Genomic DNA, 26,966 nt, shown 5'->3' on the forward strand with positions numbered 1-26,966 from the left:
GGTGAATTTTATTGCGAGAAAAAATCTGGGGGAAAGTGATAGATGAAGAAGGCAGGTGTACTCATTATCACCAAGAAAATGATATTGTCGCCCTAAAATGTTCAGATTGTGAAAAGTATTTTTCTTGTTATCATTGTCACGATGAATTAGAGAATCATTTATTTAGGGCTACTGATAAAGAAGACTTTCCAGTACTTTGTGGCCATTGTAGAACAAAATTAAATTTTAATGATTATTCGCGAGGAGAGTGTATCAAGTGCAGCTCCGCTTTTAATCCAAATTGCCATCGACATTGGCAAGTTTATTTTAAAGAATAGGCATATGCTTTTAATATTATGAAGGAAGAAATGAAATGTTATTTACTGAATTAGCAAGAGAAAAATCATCAATATTTTGGGAAAGAAGTTTTGAGCATCCTTTTATTCAAGGATTAGTGAGTGGAGAATTAGCTCCTGAGGTTTTTCGCTATTATTTGTTGCAAGACCGCTATTATCTCGAACATTTTAGTAAGTTATATTTTCTTATTGCCGAGAAATCTGCTAGTGAAGAGATTCAAGCACATTTAAGATTAAATGCAGAAGAACTAAAAAATGGAGAGATTTTTGTTCGCGAGGGTTTTTTTAAAGAATTAGAGATTGGTGAACAAGAAATTTTAGAAACGCCGGTTGCTCCCACTGCTTATCATTACGTTTCTCATATGTATCGTCAGCTTATTGATGGCACTGTTAATAGTGCAATTGCGGGAATGTTGCCTTGTGCTTGGCTTTATCATGAAATTGGTTTACGATTAATTGAAGTGGGGTCGCCCAATCCTTTGTATCAAAAATGGATTGAAACCTATGCGAGTGAAGAAGCTACCGTCCAAATCGCAAAAGAGTGTGATATTATTAATCGGCTTTATCAAGAAAGTGATGAACAAGAGCAAGAACAGATGATTGAGGCTTTTCTGATTAGTAGTAAAATGGAGGCTGATTTTTGGGAAATGGCTTTGGTCTTAGAAAAATGGTAGTTGAAATTTTTCTGTAAAAGTAAAAAAGTCTTATATGACTTCTAATATAAAAAAAGATTAAATCTATTTCAGTTAATTCTTGCAAACGGATACACAAAATGATAAAATATATTTATCCTTATAGGAAAGCGTTTACCTAAAAGTCATGGTTACGTAAATAAGCTATAGCGAGTAGCTTAATTTCTTTCAAATCCCTCCTAGTCAGGGGGATTTTTTTGATGAAATTTTATATGGAATCTATAGATAATAAATGTATTTTCTACTTGAAAAAGTCCCTTTGAAATTAATTTACTTTTATATGAGAAAAAGCTTGTCACTGTCATCTTTAGATGTTATAATTTATTGTGGTGCAAAATTTTATATGCTAGTTAGGAGAAGTAGTGGAACATTCAGCTACTCAGCGCGAATCCCAAAAAGTATGGACGGCCATTAAAAATTGGTTTCTAGTGGACAAAGTTTTTCTGATTTCGTTTATTATTGCAATTATTGCCATTAGTTTGGGTGGAGTGACAACGCGTTTCTTTAATTATCACGTCATCGTTACGGTTTCAGGTTTGATGCTTGTAATTGGTGGTTTTAAAGAAACAGGTTTGTTACAGTATTTGGGACAATCCTTAGTCAAAAGAAGTACAACAACGCGTCAGCTCGTTCGATTTACGACGCTACTTACCTTCTTTTTAGCCGTTTTTTTTACAAATGATTTAACAATTTTGACGGTTTTACCGCTCTATTTAGCGATTACTAAAGAAATTAAAAACCGAAAGTCAGTTTATATTGGAGCAGCATTGATTGTTCCGGCCTGTCACATTGGTTCTGCCTTACTTCCGCAAGGTAATCCGCATAATCTTTATTTGTATTCTTTTTATAAAGTAGCAGCACATCATGGTGGTGTCGCTTTAACTAATTTGGACTTTTTTAAAGGAACAGGCGCTTTATGGATTTTGGGTTTATTGATTTTGATGATTGCTTGTCAATTCATTGATAATGAGCCTTTGGTGATTGAAACTAAAGTGACGCAATTTAATAAAGTTGAAACTTCTATTTTTGTTGTTTTGATGTTGTTGATGGCAGCTTCTGTTTTTGGCTATGTGAATTTTTATCTTGCTGGAGCAATTGTTGCTTTAGTTGTGTTAATTTATCGTCCGAGACTTTTTAAAGGAATTGATTATCATCTTTTATTTACATTTATCTTTTTCTTTTTGATTGTAGGAAATATTGCTAATATCAGTGTGTTGACTGATTTTATCAGTAATACTTTAGTTGGACCGCAGGCTTCTTTTTTAGGAACTGTGATTATGAGTCAATTTATCTCTAATATCGCGGCCCCAATTTTGATTTCTCCGTTCACTCCTCATGCTGCTTCTTTGGTGCTTGGAGCTGATATTGGGGGAATTGGTACAATTGTTTCGTCAATGGCAACGCTGATTGCTTACAAAGTTATTAGAATGAATGCGCGTGGTGAAACGCGAGGATTTGTAAAATATTTTACAATTGTAAATGCAGGATTTGTTGTGATTCTAACTTTGATTGGTTTAGTTATTGTGACAATTGTTGGTTAAGATGTAAAAGTTGGAGCATCCAGCTTTTTTATTATGGAAAATTTTTACTGACAGGGCTGTCAGTAATTTTTTATTTATCTCTGATAAAAAAATGTTAAATAAAAATGTGTAGAAATTTCTGTCAGTAATTAATAAATGGTGTATAATAGTTAAAAATGTAAAGGAGAAGGAAATGGAGTTTAGATTAGCGAAAAAGTCTGATGCTAAAAGACTTTTAGAAATTTATAAACCTTATGTTGAAAAAACTGCCATTACTTTTGAGTATGAAGTCCCAACGATTGCAGAATTTGAAAAGCGAATTGAAAAAATAGGAAGTCGCTATCCTTATATTGTGGCGATTGAAAATGACAAAATCATTGGTTATGCTTATGCTGGCGCTTATCGAGAACGGGCGGCTTATGATTGGGTGGTTGAATTATCAATTTATTTAGATGAAAATGAACGGCAACATGGCGCTGGTAGTGCCCTTTATCAAAAGTTACTGACAGCTTTATCGGTACTTAATTATCAGCGTGCTTATGCTTGTATTACCTATCCAAATCCAGCAAGTGTTGCATTTCATAAAAAATTTGGTTTTGAACAAATTGGACTTTTTCCAAAAGCGGGTTATAAGTTTGAACAATGGTATGGTATTGTTTGGTTAGAACGCTCTCTCCAAACTACTGATAAAGTTACTGCGATAAAATTACTGACAGATTTGTCAGAGAATGAACTAGAAAAAATCTTGGCTAATTAGTCAAGATTTTTTATTATTTTATTGAAAAAGTAAAACATTTTGTGTTTGGTAAGAAAAATATTAAAATAAAATTAAATAAATTAAAAGTAGAAAGGAAGAAAAAATGAACAAATTTATCTGGTCCATTTTTATCCCCGTCCTGATTTTTGCAGGACTATTGACAGTTATTGGTTTTAGCCTTGAGAGTCAGCATTTTTACTGGTTTCAATCCGTTGAGCTCATTTATCTTTTTGGAAGTTTAATCTTTACTTTTGCTGCTTTTTGGATTTGGCATCTGGGGATAAAATCTCGGAAAATGAAAACTCTAAAAGTTTTATGGCTCATCCTGAGTTTAGTTTTTCTAATTGATTTAATCAACACAGGAGTTTATTTAGCTCAGGGGCAAGGATGGCTGTGGGGTATGAGTAGTTTTAGTTCTGCTGGACCTGCTTTTTTTGCAAGCATGCTCCTTTTGAGCCTAAGTTTTTTAGGATTTAGAGGTCAAATGAAGAAAGAAAATTAAAATGACAAAATTAAGACATTTTTTGTCATACCTAAGAGGGAAAAGGAGGTTAAAAGTGAAAATAAAATGATATAATTAGAAAAAAAGGAAGAGTAAGGAAAATTATGACATTAAAGATTGACAAAGTTCGAAAAAGCTTTGGTGATAAAATCGCTGTTGATAATCTCAATATGGTTGTTAAACCAGGTGAAGTTATGGGCTTAATTGGTCAAAATGGTGCTGGGAAAACAACGACTTTTCGGATGATTCTTAATTTTATATCAGCTGACCAAGGAAAAATTACTTGGCAAGATGGACCGATTACGCAAGAAATCAAGCAAAAAATTGGTTTCTTACCTGAAGAACGTGGTCTTTATCAAAAGATGACAGTTGAAGACCAAATTCTTTATTTTGCGGAACTCCATGGAATGAAACGAGCAGATGCCCGGATAAAGCTACAAGACTGGATGAAACGTTTAGAGGTCGTTGGTAAACCAACTGACAAAGTTCAAACCCTCTCTAAAGGGAATGCCCAAAAAATTCAATTCATTGCCACTTTGATTCATGAGCCTGAATTTTTAATTTTGGATGAGCCATTTACAGGGCTTGACCCAGTGAATACAGAACTCTTGCGAAATGAGATTAAACGGAGTCGTGATAAGGGAGCGGCGGTTATTTTCTCCAACCATAATATGAGTGATGTTGAGCTTTTATCTGACCATTTGTTAATGCTAAAAGGCGGTCAAACAATTTTAAATGGAACGGTTGAAGCCATTCGAGATTCTTATGGCCGTACCCGTATTTATTTGGAGTCTGATCTGCCCAATGAAGAGCTCTCTGTAATTACAGGAGTTGAATCAATTGAAAAAAGAGGAAGTGGTCGTTCAATAAAAATATCTGAGGCAGAAGTTGGACGTGAAATTTTCCAAAAAGTGGCTAAAGATGGCTATGTTCAAGCATTTGTTCAGTCTCCACCGTCACTAGATGAAATTTTCCGAATGGAAGCAGCTGAGAACAATCAAGAAAATTTAAGTGCAAGAAGTGAGGAAATAAAATGAAAAATCAAACTTGGCTTGTTGCAAAAAATATTTACCGAAGTCGTGTCAAAGGAGTGGGCTTTTGGGCACTTGTCCTTTCACCATTTTTGCTAGGAGCGATTTATTTAATTATCGGTTTAGTCATCAGTAGCGGGGCTAATCAAAGTCCAAAAATGGCTGTAGTCGATAATCCTGCTCTAACTCAGATTCTTTCTCAAAATGACACTTTAAAAGCAGATATTCGTAACGAGTCTTCTTTAGATGACGCTAAAAAAGACCTTTCTTCCGGAAAAATTGATGGATTTTTAACCGAAGATAATGGAGCTTATACCATTGTCACTGATAATAAATCGAGTGTCAAATTTGACCAATCAAGTTTTCAAACTGCGCTGACTCAAGTGAATATTTCAAAAACAGCACAACGTCTCAATCTGTCAGCCGCCGATGTTAAAGAACTTCTTAGTCCAGCTAAGTTTACAATGAAAACACAAACAAGTTCTGGACAAAAGTCAACAGGTGATGGACAGACTGGCGCGAATATCGCAATTGGCTCCATTGCCTCGATTTTAATTTTCACATTGATGATGATGTATGTGGGAATTATCGGACAGGAAATTGGTAATGAAAAATCTAGTCGAATTATGGAGACGTTACTCGCGGCCACTAGCTCAAACGTACAGTATTATGGGAAAATTATTGGTGTAATTCTACTATTAGCGACTCAGCTTGGAATTTATGTGCTTGGTTTTGGGATTGCTTATCCTTTTATCAAAAATTTAGATCAGATTAAAGCAATTGGTGCCATGCTTTCAGGGATTACTTTCGGTTTCGGAATTTATTTGGTAGCCATGTCTTTAATTGGGATTTTAGGTTATTTAATTCTCGCGTCAATTGTGGCATCTCTGGTTAATGAACAAGCTCAGGTGCAACAAGCTACTCAGCCAATTGCCTTTTTAGCGATGATTGGTTATATTGGGGGAATTGCTGGCTCGACTGTTCCGGGGAATATTGTTTTGAAAGTTCTTAGTTTTATTCCATTTATCAGTCCAACATTGATGACTAGCCGACTGGCTATTCAATATTCAACAACGACAGAAGCCTGGATTGCTCTTGGATTACAACTTTTAGCAACACTTGCCATAGCAAAAGCGGGTGAGAAAATTTATGCGCGAAATGTTCTTTCTTACAGCGACGAAAAAATTATGAGTCAACTTTTTAAAGGACTGACAGGTCGAAATTCAAAGAAAAAAACAACTGACAGACTGGTCAGTGAAAATGGTGAAAAGAAAAATCCATGGCGGAGAAATTCTCCATTGCGTCTGTCTCTTGTCATCATTATCATTCTAATAATTTTGGCTTATCGATTCATCTTTAAATAAAAAATATTTTATAATTCAACTCTTGGAAACTTTCCAAGAGTTTTTTCGTATATAAAAGTATGGATAAGATTTTAGAAAAAGTAAAAGAATATTGGAAAATGATTGTTTTAATTGTTTGTGGGCTCATTGCTGGTGGGATTTTTTACGTTTTAACCAACGGTCAAAAGCCAACTACAAATCTGTCAGTAGAAAAATTAAGTTCTGTCAGCAGGCAAAGCTCTGTCAGTAAATTTAGTGAACCTAATGAAAAATCTGTCAGTAAAATTATGGTTGATTTAAAAGGTGCGGTGGCAAAACCTAATGTCTATCAAATTTCGTCAGATGAACGTCTAGTTGATCTAATTAAAGAAGCTGGTGGTTTTACTGACCAAGCTGACCAGAAATCAATTAATCTGTCAGCAAAATTAAAAGATGAAGAAGTAATTTATGTCCCAAAAATTGGTGAAAATTCAAGCACAGAAAATACTGACAGCTCTGCTAATTCGGTCACTAGTCAAGTCTCAACAACCACTGAAAAAATAAATATCAATCAAGCAGATTTGACTGAACTACAAAAATTAACAGGTGTTGGTCAGAAAAAAGCTCAAGACATCATCGATTTTCGGACGAAAAATGGTGATTTCAAATCACTTGAAGACTTGGGAAAAGTTTCTGGTTTTGGAGATAAAACACTAGAAAAATTGAAAGATGAGTTGTGTTTTGAATAAAATTCCTTTGATATTTTTAGCTTATATTTCTGTTATCTTGTATTTTTTAATCTTCAATTTTAATTTACTTTGTCTCATTTTGTTCATTTTTTCAAGTTTACTTGCCTTATATAGAAAATATTATTTAGTCATCCCACTTTTATTAGCTATGGGAAGTTTTTTCTTAGTAGTAAAAATGGATACGATTAAGAATAGTGAAAATCAGCCAACCACTCTTTCCAAAATTACAATGATCCCCGACACTATCCAAGTTAATGGTGATTTATTAAGCTTTCAAGGAAAAGAAAGAGGCCAAAATTATCAAGTTTACGAGACTCTAAAAAGTAAAAAAGAACAAAAATTTTATCAAAATCTAAGTCAAAATTGTCAGCTGAGTTTCACAGGAAACCTTCAAATTCCAGAAAAACAAAGAAATTTTAATGGATTCGATAATCAAAAGTATTTAGCGAGCCAGAATATTTATCGGCAAATTACGATTGATAAAATTAATAAAATAGTTTTAAACGACACTTTTGACCTCCATGTTTTAAGACGAAAAGCAATTGTCTGGTCACAAACTCATTTTCCAAAGCCAATGAATGATTATATGACTGGCTTACTTTTTGGGTTTTTAAGTAAAGATTTTAATCAAATGGGAGACATTTACAGTTCATTAGGAATTATTCATCTTTTTGCCTTATCGGGAATGCAAGTTAATTTTTTCATTGATTGGTTTCGTAGAATTATTCTTCGACTAGGAATAACGAGAGAAAAATTAAATATTTGGCAAATTCCCTTTTCAATTTTTTATGCATTTATGACAGGATTTTCGGTTTCAGTATTACGAGCTTTATTTCAAAAAAATATTCGTCTAAATCCTTTAGATAACCTAGCAGTGACAACCTTTCTTATGATGATTGTCAGTCCTAAATTTTTACTGACAACAGGAGGACAACTAACTTTATTTTATGCTTTTGTTATTTCAATGATTAGTCATAAATTTTCAGAACTAAAAGGAATAAGAAAATTACTGACAGAATCATCAGTGATTTCTTTGAGTGTTTTACCTTTACTCATTTTGGATTTTCATATCTTTCAACCTTTTTCAATTTTACTGACGATTGGCTTTGGCTTTTTATTTGATGTAATCTTATTGCCTTTACTATTAGGAACTTTTCTCTTGTCTCTAATTGGCTATAATTTTAATATAAATCATATTTTTCAAATTCTAGAATGGCTAATTCATGAGGTTGATTTACCCTTACATTATCCTTTGGTTTTAGGAAATCCTAGGCCAATTGAATTATTAATCTTGTTTTTCCTAATCGGATTATTAATTGATAATCTCTTTAAGAAAAGAAGACAAATAATTTTTGCTGGCCTAATTGTTTGTAGTTTTTTTATTTGTAAAAATCCAATTTACCCCAGTATCACAGCAGTTGATATTGGCCAAGGAGATAGTATTTTTTTGCAAGATAAATTTAATAAAGAAACAATTTTGATTGATACAGGCGGACGATTAGCCCTTCCGCAAGAAAGGTGGCAAAAACCTCAAAGTCAAACAAATGCTGAAAAAACACTCATTCCATATCTTGAATCTGTTGGAGTGAGTCAAATCGACCAGCTCATTTTGACGCATACGGACGCTGACCATGTTGGAGATTTTTTGAATTTAGATGATAAAATAAAAATAAAAGAAATTTGGGTTAGCCCCGGTGAATTGACAAATAATCATTTTGTAGAAAAATTGAAGAAAGCAAATGTTACTATTCACATCAGCAAAGTTGGAGATAAAATTCCAATATTTGATAGTGCATTACAAGTTTTATCAAATGGTTATACAGGAAAAGGGGATAATAATGATTCTATCGTGACTTATGGAAATTTTTATCATACAAAATTTCTATTTACAGGGGATTTAGAACAAGAAGGAGAAAAAGAACTGCTCAAGAATTATCCTAAATTGAAAGTTGATGTCTTAAAAGTAGGTCATCATGGCAGTAAAACAAGTTCAAACCCTGACTTTATTAAAGAAATTAATCCCAAACTTGCCCTCATTTCGGTTGGCAAGGAAAATCGATATGGGCATCCCAATCAAGAAACGCTAGAAACATTAAAAAAATACCAAATCAAAATACTTAGAACCGATCAAAGGGGAGCGCTTAAATTAATGCAAATCAATCAACAGTGGCGAATCCAAACAGTTAGATAAATGAAAGGAAAAAGTGAGCAAAAGACATCTATAAAATGTTACAATAAAGAAGACGTTGAAGGTCTGTAGAAACGTAAAAATACTACCATTATTTGATTTCTAATGTACCCCAAAAATAAAATGGAGTAATGACTTCACAGCGCACACTTTGAAAAAAGTGAAAGAAGGTCAGAATAAAAGAGAAAGGAAATTTCAAAAATTAAGGGATTGAAGAAAATCCACTTTTAATAGGTAGAAAGTTGTCAACAAATGATAACAACATAAATTTATTAAGGAGATATTTTATGGCAATAATTAATATCGAATACTACTCAGAAGTTCTTGGGATGAATCGAAAAGTTAATGTTATTTATCCTGAATCAAGTAAAGTGGAAGATTTTACCCAAACAGATATTCCGGTGCTTTATCTTTTGCATGGAATGAGCGGAAACGAGAATTCTTGGATAATTCGTTCAGGAATTGAACGATTGATTCGGCATACTAATTTGGCTATTGTCATGCCCTCAACGGATCTTGGTTTTTATGTGAACACCACGTATGGTATGAATTATTTTGATGCGATTGCTCATGAACTTCCAAAAGTAATTAACAATTTTTTCCCAAATCTATCCACAAAAAGAGAAAAAAATTTTATCGCTGGTTTATCAATGGGAGGATATGGAGCTTATCGTCTCGCATTAGGAACTGACCATTTTAGTTATGCGGCTAGTTTGTCTGGCGTTTTAACTTTTGATGGAATGGAAGAAAATTTCAAAGAAAATCCAGCTTACTGGGGAGGAATTTTTGGAAATTGGGAAACTTTTAAAGGGTCAGATAATGAAATTTTATCTTTGGCAGATAGAAAACAAGAAAACAAACCCAAACTTTATGCTTGGTGTGGTAAACAAGATTTTCTTTTTCAGGGAAATGAATACGCGACAGCCGAGTTGAAAAAGTTAGGTTTCGATATTACTTATGAAACCTCAGACGGCGTTCATGAATGGTATTATTGGACTAAAAAAATTGAATCTGTATTAAAATGGCTCCCAATAAATTATAAACAAGAAGAACGCTTGAGCTAATCTAAAAAATTTTCTCTGTTTATTCAGTACAAAATTTAAAAATTTTGTCTATCAAACGCTTACAAAGACAAAAATGAGAGAAATGATGAAATTCTCATGCTTCTCTTTGACAAAAACTACGAATAGTAGTAGAATTTCTTAGTAAAATAAATTTGCGAAATCGCAATATAGAAAGAGGTCTATAATGACAATTACACTTGCCGCTCTTGGAGCAATTGCTATCGGTCTTGCAGCACTCGGAGCCGCTATCGGTGATGGACTTATCGTTTCAAACTTCCTCCAAGCCGTTGCACGCCAACCAGAACTTGAAGGAAAACTTCGTGGTTCAATGTTCATGGGTATCGCCTTCGTCGAAGGTACATTCTTCATCGCCCTTGCTATGGCATTCCTTTTCCGTTAAAATTTTTCTCAACAAAATTTTAAAAACAGAAAGGAAGAACAGGTATGGAATCAACATGGACCTTTAATATTGGGCCAATTCCATTTGATGGAACAATCACAGTAATGACTTTTGTGACTGTCCTCATTGTGTTCGGTCTGGTATTCTGGGCGAGCCGCAATATGCAGCTCAAACCCAAAGGTAAACAAAATGTTCTTGAGTGGGTTGTTGATTTTGTCAATGGAGTTTCCAAAGATAACGTCGGCCCTCATGAAGCACCACGCTTTGCGCTCATGAACTTTACCCTCTTTTCTTTCCTTCTTATTGCCAACTGCATTGGGCTAGTAACTAAAATTAGTACGCCAGGTGATGTTTCCCTTTGGAAATCACCAACTGCAAATCCAACAGTCGATTTGACACTTGCACTACTTGTTGTTGTAATGTCAAATACACTGGGTGTACAAAAATTCGGTTTTAAAGGTTACCTCAAAGTTGCCTTCTGGAAAGATCCGAAAGGTCTTCTTCCAATGAATATTCTGGAAGAATTTACAAATGCACTTTCACTTGGTTTACGGCTTTATGGGAATATCTTCGCGGGTGAAATCATGCTTGGTCTTATCGCCGGTATGATTCAATCAACCATGTGGATGCTTCCAGTTGCGTGGATTCTTGAAGTTGCATGGATTGGCTTTTCACTTTTCATTTCAGCCCTCCAAGCTTATGTCTTTGTCCTTTTGACAAACTTGTACATTAGCCACAAAATTATAGCAGAACATTAAGAAAGGAGTAGAAATTGTCAACATTATTATTAGAAGCTGCTCCGAATACCGTTCTCGGTAACATCATCGTTGTATCTGGTGCATTTATTATCTTATTGGTATTGTTGCGCCTCTTTGCATGGAATGCAATTACTAGTGTTTTTGCAAGTCGTGCGAAAAAAATATCTGATGATATCGATGCAGCAGAAGCGAACAACAAACAAGCTGCTGACTTGGTTAAACAACGTCAAGCAGAACTTGCAGGTTCAAAAGAAGAAGCTGCTAACATCATTCAAGTTGCAAACGATACTGCCTCACAAAACCGTGCGAAAGTACTTGCAACAGCAAATGAAGAAGCAACTAGTTTGAAAAAACGTGCGCAAGAAGATATCGAGCAAGAACGCAAAGAAGCTCTTAACACAGTTAAAGGCGATGTTGCGGACATCTCAGTTCAAATTGCTGAAAAGCTTATTGGACAATCATTAGATGCTTCTGCACAACAGGAATTAATCGACTCTTATCTCGCTAAGTTAGGAGAATAAGATGACAAAAGTAAATTCACAAAAATACAGTAAAGCTTTACTAGAAGTTGCCCAAGAAAAAGGACAACTTGAAGCAATTCTTGCTGAAGTTAGCGAAATGATTCAACTTTTCAAAGAAGATAACTTGGCTGCTTTTTTAAGTAGCGAAGTTTATTCATTCTCTGCAAAATCTGAATTGATTGATACTTTACTTCAAACTTCTTCAGAAGTAATGTCAAATTTCCTTAATACCGTTCGTTCAAATGGTCGTTTAGGAGATTTGGGTGAAATACTTGATGAAACTAAAAATGCAGCAGATGATATGTTTAAGATTGCTGACGTTGAGGTGGTTTCAAGCATTGCTTTGACAAATGCTCAGATTGAAAAATTTACAGCTATGGCGAAAGCAAAATTTGACCTAAATGAAGTAACAGTAATTAACACAGTCAATGAAAAAATTATCGGTGGATTCATTGTGAATTCTCGTGGAAAAATTATTGACGCCTCACTAAAAACACAATTGGCTAAAATCGCCGCTGAAATCCTCTAATCAGGATAGGAAAATTTTCTTTCTCTGCTCAAAACTCAGTGGAAAATTTTTCAAACTCATACTGTTAAACTTTTGAGAACATGTAAAGGTGATTTCAAATCTTACCTATCATGCTTAAACGGTATAACTGCAGTTTAAAGCTAAATAGCCTTGAACTAGTAAAAATTTCTAGAAGGGAGCATATTTTTGGCAATTAAAGCTAATGAAATCAGCTCACTGATTAAAAAACAAATTGAAAATTTCACACCAGATTTTGAAGTTGCTGAAACTGGTGTCGTTACCTATGTTGGTGACGGTATCGCCCGTGCCTATGGCCTTGAAAATGCGATGAGCGGTGAGCTTGTTGAGTTTTCAAATGGTGTCCTTGGTATGGCGCAAAACTTGGATGCGACAGACGTTGGTATTATCGTACTTGGTGATTTCCTCTCAATTCGTGAAGGTGACACTGTAAAACGTACAGGTAAAATCATGGAAATCCAAGTTGGTGAAGAACTCATCGGACGTGTTGTAAATCCACTTGGACAACCTGTTGATGGACTTGGAGAACTTAATACTGGTAAAACTCGTCCTGTTGAAGCAAAAGCTCCTGGTGTTATGCAACGTAAATCAGTCTCTGAACCATTGCAAACTGGTCTTAAAGCGATTGATGCCCTCGTTCCAATTGGGCGCGGACAACGTGAATTGATTATCGGAGACCGTCAAACAGGTAAAACATCAGTCGCTATTGATGCAATCTTGAACCAAAAGGGTCAAGATATGATCTGTATCTATGTTGCGATTGGACAAAAAGAATCAACTGTTCGTACACAAGTTGAAACGCTCCGCAAACTCGGTGCGATGGATTATACAATCGTCGTAACTGCGTCAGCTTCTCAACCTTCACCACTTCTTTACATCGCTCCTTATGCTGGAGCTGCAATGGGTGAAGAATTCATGTACAACGGTAAACACGTCTTAGTTGTTTATGATGATTTATCAAAACAAGCGGTTGCTTATCGTGAACTTTCACTCTTGCTCCGCCGTCCACCAGGTCGTGAAGCATACCCAGGTGACGTATTCTACTTACATTCACGTCTTTTGGAACGTGCTGCCAAATTATCTGACGATCTTGGTGGTGGTTCAATGACTGCATTGCCATTCATTGAAACACAAGCCGGAGATATCTCAGCTTATATTGCAACAAACGTTATCTCTATTACTGACGGTCAAATTTTCCTTGAAAATGACTTATTCTATTCAGGTGTACGTCCTGCCATCGATGCTGGTTCTTCAGTTTCTCGGGTTGGTGGTGCTGCACAAATCAAAGCCATGAAGAAAGTTGCTGGTACTTTGCGTCTTGACCTTGCGTCATTCCGTGAACTTGAAGCCTTTACTCAATTTGGTTCTGATCTTGATGAAGCGACTCAAGCAAAATTGAATCGTGGTCGTCGTACCGTTGAAGTTTTGAAACAACCATTGCACAAACCATTGGCTGTTGAAAAACAAGTTTTAATTCTTTATGCATTGACTCATGGTCATCTTGATGATGTTCCAGTTGATGATGTTCTTGATTTTGAAACAAAAATGTTCGATTTCTTCGATGCAAATTATGCAGAACTCTTGAACGTGATTACTGAAACTAAAGATTTGCCAGAAGAAGCAAAACTCGACGAAGCAATTAAAGCATTCAAAAATACAACGAATTATTAATAAGGAGGCTAACTAATGGGAGCTTCACTTAATGAAATAAAAACTAAGATTGCCTCAACGAAGAAAACAAGTCAAATAACTGGAGCCATGCAAATGGTTTCCGCTGCGAAACTTCAAAAAGCTGAATCTCATGCCAAAGCATTTCAAATTTATGCTGAGAAAGTTCGTAAAATTACAACTGATTTAGTTTCCTCAGACAAAGAGCCAGCAAAGAATCCAATGATGATAAAAAGAGAAGTCAAAAAAACTGGCTATCTTGTAATTACTTCGGATCGTGGACTTGTCGGTGGCTATAATTCAAATATTTTGAAATCTGTCATGAATACTATCCGTAAACGTCATGCTAACGAAAGTGAATACACTATTCTTGCACTTGGCGGTACTGGAGCAGATTTCTTCAAAGCACGCAATGTTAAAGTTTCTTATGTCCTTCGTGGTCTTTCAGACCAACCAACTTTTGAAGAAGTTAGAGCGATTGTTACAGAAGCGGTAACTGAATATCAAGCAGAAGAATTCGATGAACTCTATGTTTGCTATAATCACCATGTGAACTCATTGGTAAGTGATGCACGTATGGAAAAAATGTTGCCTATTTCTTTTGAAGAATCAGGTCAACAAAAACCATCTCTTGAAACATTTGAATTAGAACCAGATCGTGAAACAATCTTAAACCAATTGTTGCCACAATACGCTGAAAGTATGATTTATGGTTCAATCGTTGATGCTAAGACAGCAGAACATGCTGCAGGTATGACAGCAATGCGTACTGCAACTGATAATGCTCACTCTGTTATCAATGATTTGACTATTCAATACAACCGTGCTCGTCAAGCATCGATTACGCAAGAAATTACGGAAATCGTTGCAGGAGCCTCAGCGCTTTAATTTACTGATAGAAATTGTGTCAGTGATGGCTTTGAATCTTAATTGTTTTTGTCAGTAAAATTTTTACTGACAAACATAAAAATGAATAGAAATTCTGTTCTTTGACAGAAAATAAAAACAGGAGGAAAAACATTGAGTTCTGGTAAAATTACTCAGGTTATCGGTCCCGTCGTTGACGTGGAATTTGGTTCTGATGCCAAATTGCCTGAGATTAACAATGCCTTGATTGTCTACAAAGATGTCAATGGCCTAAAAACAAAAATTACTCTTGAAGTTGCTTTGGAACTTGGTGATGGTGCAGTTCGTACAATCGCTATGGAATCTACTGATGGCTTGACTCGTGGACTTGAAGTCCTTGATACAGGTAAAGCAGTCAGCGTTCCTGTTGGGGAAGCTACACTTGGTCGTGTTTTTAACGTCCTTGGTGATGTTATTGACGGTGGGGAAGAATTTGCTGCTGATGCAGAACGTAATCCTATCCATAAAAAAGCTCCAACATTTGACGAATTGTCAACTGCAAATGAAGTTCTTGTAACTGGGATTAAAGTTGTCGATTTGCTTGCACCTTACCTTAAAGGTGGTAAAGTTGGACTTTTCGGTGGTGCCGGAGTTGGTAAAACCGTCCTTATTCAAGAATTGATTCACAACATCGCCCAAGAACACGGAGGTATTTCTGTGTTTACTGGTGTTGGGGAACGTACTCGTGAAGGGAATGACCTTTACTGGGAAATGAAAGAATCAGGCGTTATTGAAAAAACTGCCATGGTCTTTGGTCAAATGAATGAACCACCAGGAGCACGTATGCGTGTTGCCCTTACTGGTTTGACAATTGCGGAATATTTCCGTGATGTTCAAGGTCAAGACGTATTGCTTTTCATTGACAACATCTTCCGTTTCACACAAGCTGGTTCAGAAGTTTCTGCCCTTTTGGGACGTATGCCTTCTGCCGTTGGTTACCAACCAACACTTGCTACTGAAATGGGGCAATTGCAAGAACGTATCACTTCTACTAAGAAGGGTTCTGTTACATCTATCCAAGCGATTTATGTCCCTGCCGATGACTATACTGACCCAGCGCCAGCTACAGCCTTCGCTCACTTGGATGCAACAACTAACTTGGAACGTCGTTTGACACAAATGGGTATTTATCCAGCCGTTGACCCACTTGCTTCATCATCACGTGCGCTTACACCTGAAATTGTTGGTGAAGAACACTATGAAGTGGCAATGGAAGTTCAACGTGTCCTCCAACGTTATAAAGAATTGCAAGATATTATTGCCATTCTTGGTATGGATGAATTGTCTGACGATGAAAAAATTCTCGTTGGACGTGCACGTCGTATCCAATTCTTCCTTTCACAAAACTTCCACGTTGCGGAACAATTTACTGGTCAACCTGGTTCATATGTACCAATTGACAAAACTGTCCATGACTTCAAAGAAATTTTGGAAGGTAAATATGACGAAATCCCTGAAGATGCTTTCCGTGGTGTAGGTCCAATTGAAGATGTACTCGAAAAAGCAAAATCAATGGGTTATTAATTCGATTTCTGATGAATTGAGAAAGTGAAAATACTCTATTGCCTAAAAAAATTACTGACAATAAATTTTGTCAGTAAAAGTTGATTGAATTGTAAAATTTGAGTGACTGTTAGAGTTTTGTTTTTAGAAAAGTATTTTTTATCTTTGTAATTTAAATTTTCATAGAAAAAATTGGAGGAATCGAATGTCTGAAAACGTCATGACACTTCAAGTAATTACCCCTGCTGGTATGATTTACGATCACCATGCAAATTACATTACTGCTCGAACTACGAATGGTGAAATTGGTATTTTGCCAAATATGATTTCAACTATTGCTGGACTTGAAATTGATGAACTTAAAGTTCGTCGTCCAGATGATGAAACACACGTGGATTATATTGCAGTTAATGGTGGAATTATCGAAATTAGAGATAGTCTTGTAACAATTGTTGCGGACTCCGCTGAACGTAATCGCGATATTGATGTTTCGCGTGCGGAACGTGCAAAAATTCGAGCTGAAAAAGCACTTGAAGTTGCTAAAGCTGAGAAGAAATCAGATGAAATAAATAGAGCGGAAGTAGCACTCCACCGAGCGCTTAACCGGTTGAATGTTTCGTCTCATAGATAAAAAGCACCTGCGGGTGTTTTTTTATCTCAGATTAAAATATTGCAAAAAAAAGACATTAATGTTAAAATTATAAACAGTAATGATTTGAGAATCTAAGAAATAAGTGAGGGAGAATGTGATTCTTGATTATTGTCGAGATCTGTTTGATATCCTAGAAAATTTAGAAGGACTTTTAAAAAGTTCAGAAGAATTAAGAGAGGATTATCGGCAAAAAATAACAGACCAGATAGCGCGTCAGGCATCGATTTTAGATATTTTAGTTTCAATTGGAATGATTGTTTATTTCATGCCAGACAAGACAGTATTTTTTAGTAATCTGATTCCAGCGACAGGGCCTGTTGATCTGTTTTTTAGAATGTCTGCAATTACTTTTCTCTCTTTAGTTTTGGGTTATGGTGCCAGATTAGGATTGACTTGGCTTTGGCAACGAAATTTTTTACCGGCTGGAAGAAAAGATATTGCACGGTTATTTAAAAAGAAATATTTAAGAAAACAAAAAGAGATAGTTGATCAGATTCAAAGAGTTTTGGACAGTGAAATGATAAAAGATTCAAAACTGCCGAGCGATTATATGAATACAAAAAGTCTTAATTACATTATAGATTGTTTGGAAGCAGGGGAAGTCAGTACCTTAAAAGAAGCCATTGATTTATTAGAATTAGAATCGCGTGATTCACATGTCCATTCTTTAATTAAGACTGAAAATAATACTATCACAAGAGCATGGACCTTGATTAGAAATGACAAAGAAGAAAGGAGTTAAATGAAAAAAATTAAATTAATAATTAGAGAAAAAAATGTAATTTTTGGACTACTTTTAGTAATTTTTGTTGTTGGATTTTTTCCGAATATAAAATTTAACTCTGACTCTCTAAGTCATGGAAATGTAAAAATTGAAAATAGAGTTGCTGCGGATACGATAACTGATGTTGCTGAAAAAGAAACAGTAACAATTAATTTTTATGATTCGGTGAATCGCAACTCTAAAGTCCAAAGTTCAGAAACAATGACCGTTAATGTTGGTGAGTATGTTTGGCCCGTTAATTTGGGTGATACGGCAGATCAATCATTAAAAAATGTCTATCATATGTACCAAATTCCTCAAATTGCTAATTATACTTATCAGTCTAGTAATCAATCATCACCCTTACTTGTCACTGATAATCCAGCAAATAATGTTATAAATCTTTATTATAAGAATGATAAACAACAGAGTCAGGTAACGATTAATTTCTTTAATTCAGAAAATCAGTCCTCTAAAGTTCAAGATTCAGAAACAATGACCGTTAATGTTGGTGAATATGTATGGGCAGTTGATTTTGGTGCAATGGCGAATCAGCCGTTAAGTAATGTCTACCATATGTACCAAATTCCCCAAATTGCTAATTATACTTATCAGTCCAGTAGTCAATCATCACCCTTACTTGTCACTGATAATCCAGCAAATAATGTCATAAATCTTTATTATAAAAGGGATAAGAGTCAAGTAACAATAAATTACCTTGATTCTGATAGCGGTGAATCGATTAGTCCTTCTAAAAATGTAGACGTCAATGTTGGCGATTATGTTTGGATTATTTCTTTTGCTAATAAAAGTACAAAACAGTTCAAAATGGGAATTTATTGGTGTGTTGCTCCCCCGATTACAGGTTATTCCTTTGACCATGGAACACCAATTAAAGTAAAAGAAAATCCAGAAGAGAATGTGGTTAATCTCTACTATAATGCTGACCCTCTTCCTGCCAAATATACTTTTAATTATGAATATGCAAAAGATACACCAGATCAATCTGAGGCGCTTCCTCCGTCGCAAATAGTTGAAAAAGGGGATTCAGTTTCATCTAAGCTTCCCTACGGTTATTCAATTTCAGAAGTTATAGATGAGAATGGTAAAGTTTATTCAAGCCCAACAGAAGCACTTGAAAAGCAATCCGGAAGTAACCCAAAAACTTTTAGAATAATTGTTTCAGCAAATAAAAGCAGTTTAAAATTAACTGTTCATGAGCCAAATGGCGAAATTAAAATAGAGGATTTCTCTGGACTTTATGGGGCAACTTATCAGTTTCCAATTGAGAAAAACTTGATTTTTAATGGAAAAATTTATCATGCTATCATCACAATTACTAAAAGAGATTGGCGGATGGACACTAGTATTAGTCTTGCCCAAAGTCCTGATGAAATTGCTTCTTTATTAAAAGATAATATTTTAGTTGGAAAATATGACAGTTCAGTCATTTCAATCGATGTCTCTTATAAGGAAGAAGGAATAGTACCAATTCCTCCTTCTGATGGTGGAGATAATAGTAGCTCGTCAACTCAATCTTCAGAAAAAACTGCGGACAAAACGGATAATGAAAAAAATAATGAAGATAAAATAGTTTCTTCAACTACCACTCCTCCACCAGCAAGTAAAGAAAAAGAAAGCTCAGTAGAGAAGAAAAAAGAAGTCGAACAAGCTCATTCAGAAAATAAAGTCATACCTAAAAAAGAAATAAAAGTTCCCTTAGCACCACCAACTCCATCATTTTCTACGGCGGAAAAAGTGATAGCTAGCCCATCAGTTACAAGTGAAATCAACCAAGAAGCACACATTCTTAAAATGAGAATTGCAGGTGCAGCTGGACTTGCTACTGGTACTGTCTCAGCTTATGGGATTTTACGAGCTTTAAAAATGATGATTCAACATTTTGGTAAGCTAGGTAAATTTTAGATAAGTGAGTAAATTTCATCTTACTAAACTAAATTGAATATAAAAAAAGCACCTTGAGGTGCTTTTTTATTTTATTTATGCATTCAAAACTTTTGATAAGAAGTCTTGTAAACGGGGATGTTTTGGGCTATCAAAGAGTTCTTCTGGTGTACCATCTTCCAAGATAACTCCACCATCCGTAAAGATTACGCGGTTAGCAACTTTACGTGCAAAGCCCATTTCGTGAGTAACAATAAGCATTGTCATTCCTTCTTCGGCCAATTTTTGCATAACGGCTAGAACGTCACCAACCATTTCAGGGTCAAGTGCTGAGGTTGGCTCGTCAAAGAGCATAACGTCAGGATTCATTGCGAGGGCGCGGGCGATAGCAACACGTTGTTTTTGACCTCCTGAAAGCATTTCAGGCATTGCATCTTTTTTATCTAACAAGCCAACTGTTTCAAGAAGTTGAATTGCTTTTTTATCTGCATCATCTTTTGACATCTTTTTCAGTTCAACTGGAGCATAAGTAATATTTTGCATCACAGTCATATTTGGGAAAAGATTGAAATGTTGGAAAACCATTCCAACGTTTTGACGAACAAGATTAAGATTTGTATTTTTATCAGTAAGGTTAAATCCGTCAATAATAATATCGCCAGAAGTAGCTGTTTCAAGCCCATTTAAAGCTCTAAGAAAAGTTGATTTTCCAGAACCTGAAGGGCCAATGATGCAGACTACATCACCTTTTTCAAATTTTGTTGTAATTCCTTTTAGAACTTCGTTTTTTCCAAAAGATTTGTGAAGATCAGTGACTTCGATTTGAGTATTGATTCCCATATTAGTATGTTCTCCTTATTTCATTCTTTTTTCTACGCGACGTCCAATCCACATCAAGAAGAGGAGGACAATCATGTAAACTAAACCAATTAATCCATAAACACGGAAGGCTTGGAAGTTACGTGCCACAATAATTTGACCTGTTTGGAGCAATTCAACAAGTCCGATAACTGAAACTAATGTTGTATCTTTCAATGTGATGATGAATTGGTTAATCAAACTAGGGATTGTAATTTTAATGGCTTGAGGTAAGATAACTTTGCGCATTGATGTCAGGTAAGTCACACCGAGTGAACGACTGGCTTCCATTTGTCCAGAAGGTACAGCTTGAACACCAGAACGAACGATTTCTGCAATATAAGCAGAAGAGTTCAAAGTAAGGGCGATAACACCCGCTGTAAATTCATTAAGTGGTGATTGATGACCAGTAATGATTTGTAACAGGTTAGGAATTCCGTAGAAGATAAAGATTGTTAATACTAAGAGCGGAATTGAACGATTAAGATCAACATAAATGCGTGCAATTGTACGAAGAATTTTGCTTGGAGCTACTGAGAAGAGTCCAAAGATAATTCCGACGATCATTGCTAAGATAAATGAGAGAATGGCAAGTTCAAGTGTAACGAGTAAACCACGGCCAATTTGTTCCCAGTTATTTTGTAAAATACCAAAGAAAGTATTTTCTTTTGCACTTGATTGGATTGTTTTAGCATCACTAGCTAAATATTTATCAATGATTTTATCATATTCACCATTGGCACGGAGATTTGCTAAACCATTGTTAAACATTTCAATCAACTCTGGATTGCTTCCTTTTTTAACAGCGAATCCATATTGTCCGTCAGGAATTGGCTTAATTGGTGTGGCAAATTTTTGCCCTTGTTTAATGGCGTATTTAATGACCGGTTCGTCATCCATTAGAGCATTGATAGAACCGTTATTCAATGATGAATACATGGTTGTTGCATCAGTGAAAGTTTTTACAGTGTAGCCATATTCTTTTGCATGGGCATTAAGATAATCAAAAGAAGCAGTTCCGTTTTTAGCACCAAGTGTTTTACCTTTAAGGTCTTTCCATGACTTGATAGAGTCATCTGTACTTGATGTGGCAATAGTTAAGTTTGAAGAATAGTAAGGACTACCATAATCGAAAACTTGTTTACGAGCATCAGTGATTGACATTCCTGACATCATTCCGTCAGCATGTCCAGATTGAACAGAGTCAACAGCTGCTTGGAAACCAATGAAATTCCATTTTAGTTTGAAACCTTGATTTTTAGCAATAGCGTTAAGCAAGTCAACGTCGATACCAGTGAATTGTTTATCATCATTTTGGAATTCAAATGGAGCGAAGCTATTATCTGAAGCAATGGTGTAAACATCTTTTTTAGGTGTTGCTTTTTTAGTGGCAGTAATCCCATACTTTTTGAGGATTTTATCATAATCTCCGTTTGATTTCATTTCAGCGAGTGCTTTATTGAAACCATCGACGAGCGTTGAATTTTTGCCTTTCATTACGGCAAAACCATAGCCTCCTGGAAGGGAGATTGATGGGAAGTTCATTGCTAAATCTTGCCCTTGTTTCATAGCGTAAGAAATAACTGGAACTTCGTCCATTGCTCCAGCAATATTACCAGAGCTTAGAGCGGCAAACATATGAACACCGTCAGAATAGGTTTTGATTGTGTAACCATATTTCTTTTGATTTTCTTGAAGCCATGTTTGTGCAGCAGTCCCATTTTTTGCTCCAACTGCTTTACCTTTAAGATCACTGTAATCAGAAAGTTTAGAGTCTTTAGTTGTAGCAATGGTTAATGCTGATGTATAGTAAGGATTTGAAAAATCAAAAGTTTCTTTACGTTCGTCAGTGATTGTCATTCCTGCAATTACACCATCTACTTGTCCAGCTTTAAGGTTTTGGAGAGCTGCATCAAAACCAGGATATGACATTTCTAATTTCCAGTCATTGATTTTAGCAACTTCTTGCATGATATCAACATCAATCCCTACCCATTTTTTCTGACCATTTTGAAATTCAAATGGAGCGTATGAGCTATCGGATGCAATTTTTACAGTTGTCTCGGCCTTAACCGAAGGTGCAACTAGGAAAGCTGTAACAGTGGCAATCATCATTGCCAGAGCGAAAAATAATTTCTTCATTTTGTCTCCTCGAATATGAGATTTGAGCTTGTCTTCTTTTAAATATAAAAAAATGAAAATTAAAAAAATGTTCTTCTAAATAAGTGTTGGAATAACATTCTTTTAGTTTCCTATATTTATTAGGAGCTAAGCTCAGTTTATTTTATTCTGGAAAAATTATACCACAAAACTTGTTTATAAGCAAGCTGATGTTAGGTTTTCTGACATTGTGTAACTGTTGAATTTGAGATTTCTCTGATAAATTATAAGAAAGTTGTTATTGTCAAAAAGGGCTTTTTGTTGTAAAATTGAACGAGTGCTTGAATGAATTCCTTATGTATGTATTCTATTTAAGTAAACAGAACTATTGTAAGAATTTTTAACTTTTGAAAAGGAATATTATGTTTGTACAACTTTCGATTTTTGGTTTCTTTAATGATTGGATGGCTAATTTTGCCCAGATGCCTAATGGTCATATTTGGATATATGTTGTTTTAGGGGCGATTATATTTATTGAAACAGGATTAGTGATTTTCCCCTTCTTGCCTGGGGATTCAATTTTATTTTTTGTTGGTTCTTTGGCAGCAATGTCAAACGGAAAATTATCCATTGGCTTATTGATTTTGGTGATGGGGATTATTGCCTTCATTGCTAATCTGTTAAATTATGAAATTGGTCGAAGATTTGGGGATGTCATTCCAAAACATAAATGGCTTTCTCGCTTCTTGAAACCAGAATATATGGAAGAAGCTCATCAATTTTTTGAAAAATGGGGTTCTTGGGCCATTTTCTTAGGGCGATTCATGCCAATCATTCGGACGATTGTTCCATTTACAGCTGGTGCTGGTAAAATGCCACATAAAAAGTTTATTTTCTTTAACTTCATCGGTGGTTTTGCTTGGGTTATTGTTGCCTTAGGTGCAGGCTATTTATTTGGTGGAATTCCTTTTGTTAAAAAACATTTTGAAATCATCATGATTGCCATTGTCTTTGTGTCACTACTACCGGCAATTATTGGCATTTTGAAACGCGTTCTTGGAAGTCGCAAGGAAGCTTAACTTTATGATAAAATAGGACTTACAAAACTGTCAGTCCTTTTTTTTATCGATTGATATGTCAATGACAATAGAATTTACTGACAAAGACACTAGCATAGTTGAGCCTTTTGCGTCTTGCGCAATTATGGATATATTAGTAGTTTCATCAGTAATTTTGGAGAATTTTTATGAACATTAACGGCTACACTCGTATGGCTGCTGTTGTAGCAAACCCAATTAAACACAGCTTGTCACCATTTATTCATAATCTGGCTTTTGATTTAACGAATGAAAATGGTGTTTATTTAGCATGGGAAGTTGAGGCTGAAAAATTGCCAGCTATTGTGGATAATGTTCGTACTTTGGACATGTATGGACTTAATATTTCAATGCCTTATAAAACAGAAATTATTCCATTCATGGATGAATTGAGTCCGGCAGCTGAATTAATTGGAGCTGTTAATACAGTAGTCAATCAATCAGGGAAATTAATTGGACACAATACAGATGGCATAGGATTTTTCAATAGTTTAGAAAAATATCATTTCAATATCCAAAATAAACAAATGCTTATTCTTGGTGGAGGTGGTGCAGCAATTGCAATTATTGCTCAGGCAGCTTTGTCTGGAGCTAAAAAAATTATGGTCGCAGCAAGAAAATCGGCCTCATATATTCCGCTAAAAGAGAAATTGGAAAAGCTGTCAGTAAAAACAGGGATTGAAATTTTACTGACAGACTTATCTGAAGCTGATAGATTACAAAAAGAGTTGAAACAGACCGATTTATTAGTAAATGCAACCTCAGTCGGAATGGATGGAGAATCTTTGCCGCTGGAAAAGAACTTAGTTCTTCCTGAAAAACTTTTGGTGGTAGATGCTATTTATAAAGTAAGAGAAACACCATTTTTACGTTGGGCAAAAGAGCAAGGAGCTCAAACTGAAAATGGACTTGGCATGCTCATTGGACAGGCGGCGGAAAGCTTTTATTTATGGACAGGTAAAAAAATGCCTGTTGCAGAAATTACATTAGAAATGGAGAAAGAAGCATGAAATTAAATGTGAATTTACCAGAACATCCCTATGATGTCATCATCGAAAATGGGGCCTTGGATAATATTGGAACTTGGGTTTCTTCATTGTGGAAGAAGCAAAAAATTGTTTTGATTTCTGATAATCATGTCAATGGACTTTATGGTCAAAAAGTTGTTGACCAACTTGAAAAAGTAGGTTTTGAAGTGGCAACTTTTGAATTTCCGGAAGGAGAAGCCAGTAAAAATTTACTGACAGCCGAAAATGCTTGGAACTTTTGTGCCGAATTTGGATTGACTCGTTCTGACGGAATTATTGCACTCGGTGGTGGAGTAACAGGTGATTTAGCTGGTTTTGTAGCTTCTACTTACATGCGTGGCATCCATTTCTTACAAATTCCAACAAGTTTGACCGCCCAAGTGGATAGTTCTATTGGTGGAAAAACAGGAATTAATTCCAAAATGGCTAAAAATATGATTGGGACTTTTACACAGCCTGACGGCGTGTTAATTGACCCAGAAGTTCTGCAAACGCTCGGTCAAAGAGAATTCCGTGAAGGACTGGGGGAGGTCATCAAGTGCGCTCTAATTGCTGACAAAGACCTCTGGAATTTACTGACAGACTTGTCAGCGGATGATTTGGTAAAAAAGCTTGATAAGATTGAAGAAATTATCTATCGGTCTTGTGAAGTAAAACGAAAAGTGGTTGTTGATGATGAATTAGACAATGGTGTACGGCTCTATTTGAACTTTGGTCATACAATTGGACATGCTGTTGAAAATACTGCAGGCTATGGCAAAGTGATGCATGGAGAAGCAGTTGCTATTGGAATGGTTCAAATCAGTAAAATTGCCGAACTCAAAGGTCTTATGCCCAAAGGGATTACTGACCAAATCCGAAAAATGGTCAAAAAATTTGGTTTACCTGACGAATATCAACCTTGGGATGAAGAGCTTTTGTTTAAAGCATTAACTCATGATAAAAAAGCACGAGGAAGAATCATCAAAACCGTTATTGTTCCTGAAATTGGCACCGCTAAAATTAATGAAGTGACTTTTGAAGAAATGAAAGACTATCTCAAAAAATAACTTGAGTTATTCGGAGAGGAACCCTATCTAAAAATTACAAAAATGTGGTAGCATTAAAAAACTCCCAGCTTTTATAAAAGCTGTAAAAACACTTATTTAAAGGAGAAACGATGTATATTTACCTAGCTTTTGCTTTAGTTGGCGGTTTTTTACTTGCTAATCAAAATCCAATCAATGCGGATTTACGAAAAATTGTTGGCTCACCATTTTTAGCCTCTGGAATTTCCAACTTTGTTGGTTCGATTTTTTTAGGAATCATCACTTTAGTGACAAGTCAAACACTTTTTCCTAGTTTTCAATTTGTTGGCTCACACCCAGCATGGATATGGATTGGTGGGGTTCTTGGTGGGATTTTCCTAACGTCTAATGTTTTACTTTTTCCAAGATTAGGAGCTGTCCAAACAGTGATTTTACCTATTTTGGGTCAAATATTGATGGGGACACTTATTGATTCATTTGGCTGGTTTCATGCCATGCAACTTCCGATGACTCTGATGCGCTTTTTGGGAATTGTTATTACTTTAGCTGGTGTTATTGTCGCGGTTGTTCTTCCTAATTTAAAAGAAAAAGAAGCAGAAACGCACCAAACTAACTTACTAGGCTGGCGAATTTGGGCGGTCATCGTTGGGGCAATGTCGGCTGCTCAACAAGCAATTAATGGCCGATTGGGAGTTTTACTTGAAAATACTGCACAAGCAGCCTTTGTTTCGTTCTTCATTGGATTTTTAGCTATTTTTATCGTGTCTCTTTTTATTGACCACCGTTTGCCAAAAATTTCAGAATTAAAAAAAGCAAAACCTTGGAATGGAATTGGTGGATTTTTAGGAGCCTCATTCGTTTTTGCAACAGTCGTTGCTGTTCCGCAAATTGGTGCAGGGCTGACAATTATGATGGGCTTGATTGGACAAATTTTAGGCAGTATGTTGGTTCAACAATTTGGTTGGTGGCGCTCAAGTAAATATGGCATTCAAATTTGGCAAATTGTTGGGATTCTAATTATGCTGACCGGAATAATATTCATTAAATTTTTATAAAGTAGCTAGTAATATGG

At 35.5% G+C, this 26,966-nt stretch carries 26 protein-coding genes; 24 read left to right on the forward strand and 2 right to left on the reverse strand.

The window, feature by feature from the left end; genetic code table 11:
• The first annotated feature begins 11 nt into the window (after positions 1–11).
• From LDP15_RS00775 to LDP15_RS00870, 20 genes are all read left to right on the forward strand, one after another.
• A complete protein-coding gene (locus LDP15_RS00775) occupies positions 12–317 on the forward strand; it encodes a CHY zinc finger protein (RefSeq protein ID WP_042230574.1) in 306 nt (101 codons plus the stop codon).
• Between the two features lie 35 nt (positions 318–352).
• Positions 353–1,009, forward strand: coding sequence for a thiaminase II (tenA, locus tag LDP15_RS00780; RefSeq protein WP_015426944.1), 657 nt, complete (start codon positions 353–355; stop codon positions 1,007–1,009).
• Positions 1,010–1,389: 380 nt separating this feature from the next.
• On the forward strand, positions 1,390–2,568 hold the full coding sequence (locus LDP15_RS00785; protein ID WP_015426943.1) for an SLC13 family permease: 1,179 nt from the start codon (positions 1,390–1,392) through the stop codon (positions 2,566–2,568).
• 172 nt (positions 2,569–2,740) lie between these two features.
• A complete protein-coding gene (locus tag LDP15_RS00790; RefSeq protein ID WP_004255233.1) occupies positions 2,741–3,304 on the forward strand; it encodes a GNAT family N-acetyltransferase in 564 nt (187 codons plus the stop codon).
• A gap of 103 nt (positions 3,305–3,407) precedes the next feature.
• On the forward strand, positions 3,408–3,806 hold the full coding sequence (locus tag LDP15_RS00795) for a hypothetical protein (protein ID WP_015426942.1): 399 nt from the start codon (positions 3,408–3,410) through the stop codon (positions 3,804–3,806).
• A 104-nt stretch (positions 3,807–3,910) separates the two neighbouring features.
• The gene (locus LDP15_RS00800) at positions 3,911–4,843 is read left to right on the forward strand and encodes an ABC transporter ATP-binding protein (protein WP_015426941.1); all 933 of its coding nucleotides are present in this window, start codon (positions 3,911–3,913) and stop codon (positions 4,841–4,843) included.
• The gene (locus tag LDP15_RS00805; RefSeq protein WP_015426940.1) at positions 4,840–6,201 is read left to right on the forward strand and encodes an ABC transporter permease; all 1,362 of its coding nucleotides are present in this window, start codon (positions 4,840–4,842) and stop codon (positions 6,199–6,201) included. Before LDP15_RS00800 ends, LDP15_RS00805 begins: the two co-directional genes overlap by 4 nt.
• 59 nt (positions 6,202–6,260) lie before the next feature.
• The gene (locus LDP15_RS00810) at positions 6,261–6,908 is read left to right on the forward strand and encodes a ComEA family DNA-binding protein (protein ID WP_015426939.1); all 648 of its coding nucleotides are present in this window, start codon (positions 6,261–6,263) and stop codon (positions 6,906–6,908) included.
• Positions 6,889–9,099, forward strand: coding sequence for a DNA internalization-related competence protein ComEC/Rec2 (locus tag LDP15_RS00815; protein ID WP_015426938.1), 2,211 nt, complete (start codon positions 6,889–6,891; stop codon positions 9,097–9,099). Before LDP15_RS00810 ends, LDP15_RS00815 begins: the two co-directional genes overlap by 20 nt.
• A 284-nt stretch (positions 9,100–9,383) precedes the next feature.
• Positions 9,384–10,160 carry an alpha/beta hydrolase family protein gene (locus tag LDP15_RS00820; protein ID WP_015426937.1) on the forward strand — a complete coding sequence of 259 codons (777 nt, stop codon included), beginning with the start codon at positions 9,384–9,386 and terminating at the stop codon, positions 10,158–10,160.
• Between the two features lie 184 nt (positions 10,161–10,344).
• Positions 10,345–10,560 (forward strand): F0F1 ATP synthase subunit C, encoded by a 216-nt coding sequence (locus tag LDP15_RS00825; protein ID WP_004255250.1) that lies wholly within the window; start codon positions 10,345–10,347, stop codon positions 10,558–10,560.
• A 44-nt stretch (positions 10,561–10,604) separates the two neighbouring features.
• Positions 10,605–11,318 (forward strand): F0F1 ATP synthase subunit A, encoded by a 714-nt coding sequence (gene atpB / locus LDP15_RS00830; protein WP_004255255.1) that lies wholly within the window; start codon positions 10,605–10,607, stop codon positions 11,316–11,318.
• Positions 11,319–11,332: 14 nt separating this feature from the next.
• Complete coding sequence (gene atpF / locus LDP15_RS00835; protein WP_010906128.1) at positions 11,333–11,839, forward strand: F0F1 ATP synthase subunit B; 507 nt, start codon at positions 11,333–11,335, stop codon at positions 11,837–11,839.
• 1 nt (position 11,840) lies between these two features.
• Positions 11,841–12,368 (forward strand): F0F1 ATP synthase subunit delta, encoded by a 528-nt coding sequence (locus LDP15_RS00840; protein WP_015426935.1) that lies wholly within the window; start codon positions 11,841–11,843, stop codon positions 12,366–12,368.
• Positions 12,369–12,554: 186 nt separating this feature from the next.
• Positions 12,555–14,057 carry a F0F1 ATP synthase subunit alpha gene (gene atpA, locus LDP15_RS00845; protein ID WP_004255265.1) on the forward strand — a complete coding sequence of 501 codons (1,503 nt, stop codon included), beginning with the start codon at positions 12,555–12,557 and terminating at the stop codon, positions 14,055–14,057.
• Positions 14,058–14,072: 15 nt separating this feature from the next.
• Complete coding sequence (locus LDP15_RS00850; RefSeq protein ID WP_004255268.1) at positions 14,073–14,942, forward strand: F0F1 ATP synthase subunit gamma; 870 nt, start codon at positions 14,073–14,075, stop codon at positions 14,940–14,942.
• Positions 14,943–15,074: 132 nt separating this feature from the next.
• On the forward strand, positions 15,075–16,484 hold the full coding sequence (gene atpD / locus LDP15_RS00855) for a F0F1 ATP synthase subunit beta (protein WP_021469102.1): 1,410 nt from the start codon (positions 15,075–15,077) through the stop codon (positions 16,482–16,484).
• A 184-nt stretch (positions 16,485–16,668) separates the two neighbouring features.
• On the forward strand, positions 16,669–17,094 hold the full coding sequence (locus LDP15_RS00860; protein WP_015426932.1) for a F0F1 ATP synthase subunit epsilon: 426 nt from the start codon (positions 16,669–16,671) through the stop codon (positions 17,092–17,094).
• Between the two features lie 115 nt (positions 17,095–17,209).
• Complete coding sequence (locus tag LDP15_RS00865; protein WP_042230572.1) at positions 17,210–17,857, forward strand: hypothetical protein; 648 nt, start codon at positions 17,210–17,212, stop codon at positions 17,855–17,857.
• Positions 17,858–19,804: a hypothetical protein gene (locus LDP15_RS00870; protein WP_225513412.1), complete on the forward strand. Its 1,947-nt coding sequence runs from the start codon at positions 17,858–17,860 to the stop codon at positions 19,802–19,804.
• 75 nt (positions 19,805–19,879) lie between these two features.
• Here LDP15_RS00870 and LDP15_RS00875 read toward each other — a convergent pair whose 3' ends face one another.
• A complete protein-coding gene (locus tag LDP15_RS00875) occupies positions 19,880–20,623 on the reverse strand; it encodes an amino acid ABC transporter ATP-binding protein (protein ID WP_003132766.1) in 744 nt (247 codons plus the stop codon).
• A gap of 15 nt (positions 20,624–20,638) precedes the next feature.
• Entirely contained in the window at positions 20,639–22,783 is a 2,145-nt protein-coding gene (locus tag LDP15_RS00880) for an amino acid ABC transporter substrate-binding protein/permease (RefSeq protein ID WP_015426929.1), read from the reverse strand.
• 380 nt (positions 22,784–23,163) lie between these two features.
• Here LDP15_RS00880 and LDP15_RS00885 point away from each other — a divergent pair, with 380 nt between their 5' ends.
• The 4 genes from LDP15_RS00885 (at position 23,164) to LDP15_RS00900 (ending at position 26,949) form a co-directional block, all read left to right on the forward strand.
• The gene (locus tag LDP15_RS00885) at positions 23,164–23,820 is read left to right on the forward strand and encodes a VTT domain-containing protein (protein ID WP_003132768.1); all 657 of its coding nucleotides are present in this window, start codon (positions 23,164–23,166) and stop codon (positions 23,818–23,820) included.
• Positions 23,821–23,987: 167 nt separating this feature from the next.
• The gene (locus tag LDP15_RS00890; RefSeq protein WP_136122477.1) at positions 23,988–24,848 is read left to right on the forward strand and encodes a shikimate dehydrogenase; all 861 of its coding nucleotides are present in this window, start codon (positions 23,988–23,990) and stop codon (positions 24,846–24,848) included.
• The gene (aroB, locus tag LDP15_RS00895; RefSeq protein ID WP_015426927.1) at positions 24,845–25,915 is read left to right on the forward strand and encodes a 3-dehydroquinate synthase; all 1,071 of its coding nucleotides are present in this window, start codon (positions 24,845–24,847) and stop codon (positions 25,913–25,915) included. Before LDP15_RS00890 ends, aroB begins: the two co-directional genes overlap by 4 nt.
• 110 nt (positions 25,916–26,025) lie before the next feature.
• Positions 26,026–26,949: a DMT family transporter gene (locus LDP15_RS00900; protein WP_015426926.1), complete on the forward strand. Its 924-nt coding sequence runs from the start codon at positions 26,026–26,028 to the stop codon at positions 26,947–26,949.
• The last annotated feature ends 17 nt before the right edge of the window (positions 26,950–26,966 follow it).

The organism is Lactococcus sp. SK2-659 (assembly GCF_020218185.2).
Classification (GTDB): domain Bacteria; phylum Bacillota; class Bacilli; order Lactobacillales; family Streptococcaceae; genus Lactococcus; species Lactococcus lactis.

Coding starts and splice junctions, on each gene's coding strand:
- tenA (WP_015426944.1), top strand. CDS start 353: ATGTTATTTACTGAATTAGCAAGAGAAAAATCATCAATATTTTGGGAA.
- LDP15_RS00790 (WP_004255233.1), top strand. CDS start 2,741: ATGGAGTTTAGATTAGCGAAAAAGTCTGATGCTAAAAGACTTTTAGAA.
- LDP15_RS00795 (WP_015426942.1), top strand. CDS start 3,408: ATGAACAAATTTATCTGGTCCATTTTTATCCCCGTCCTGATTTTTGCA.
- LDP15_RS00800 (WP_015426941.1), top strand. CDS start 3,911: ATGACATTAAAGATTGACAAAGTTCGAAAAAGCTTTGGTGATAAAATC.
- LDP15_RS00805 (WP_015426940.1), top strand. CDS start 4,840: ATGAAAAATCAAACTTGGCTTGTTGCAAAAAATATTTACCGAAGTCGT.
- LDP15_RS00810 (WP_015426939.1), top strand. CDS start 6,261: ATGGATAAGATTTTAGAAAAAGTAAAAGAATATTGGAAAATGATTGTT.
- LDP15_RS00815 (WP_015426938.1), top strand. CDS start 6,889: ATGAGTTGTGTTTTGAATAAAATTCCTTTGATATTTTTAGCTTATATT.
- LDP15_RS00820 (WP_015426937.1), top strand. CDS start 9,384: ATGGCAATAATTAATATCGAATACTACTCAGAAGTTCTTGGGATGAAT.
- LDP15_RS00825 (WP_004255250.1), top strand. CDS start 10,345: ATGACAATTACACTTGCCGCTCTTGGAGCAATTGCTATCGGTCTTGCA.
- atpB (WP_004255255.1), top strand. CDS start 10,605: ATGGAATCAACATGGACCTTTAATATTGGGCCAATTCCATTTGATGGA.
- LDP15_RS00840 (WP_015426935.1), top strand. CDS start 11,841: ATGACAAAAGTAAATTCACAAAAATACAGTAAAGCTTTACTAGAAGTT.
- LDP15_RS00850 (WP_004255268.1), top strand. CDS start 14,073: ATGGGAGCTTCACTTAATGAAATAAAAACTAAGATTGCCTCAACGAAG.
- LDP15_RS00860 (WP_015426932.1), top strand. CDS start 16,669: ATGTCTGAAAACGTCATGACACTTCAAGTAATTACCCCTGCTGGTATG.
- LDP15_RS00870 (WP_225513412.1), top strand. CDS start 17,858: ATGAAAAAAATTAAATTAATAATTAGAGAAAAAAATGTAATTTTTGGA.
- LDP15_RS00875 (WP_003132766.1), bottom strand. CDS start 20,623: ATGGGAATCAATACTCAAATCGAAGTCACTGATCTTCACAAATCTTTT.
- LDP15_RS00880 (WP_015426929.1), bottom strand. CDS start 22,783: ATGAAGAAATTATTTTTCGCTCTGGCAATGATGATTGCCACTGTTACA.
- LDP15_RS00885 (WP_003132768.1), top strand. CDS start 23,164: ATGTTTGTACAACTTTCGATTTTTGGTTTCTTTAATGATTGGATGGCT.
- LDP15_RS00890 (WP_136122477.1), top strand. CDS start 23,988: ATGAACATTAACGGCTACACTCGTATGGCTGCTGTTGTAGCAAACCCA.
- aroB (WP_015426927.1), top strand. CDS start 24,845: ATGAAATTAAATGTGAATTTACCAGAACATCCCTATGATGTCATCATC.
- LDP15_RS00900 (WP_015426926.1), top strand. CDS start 26,026: ATGTATATTTACCTAGCTTTTGCTTTAGTTGGCGGTTTTTTACTTGCT.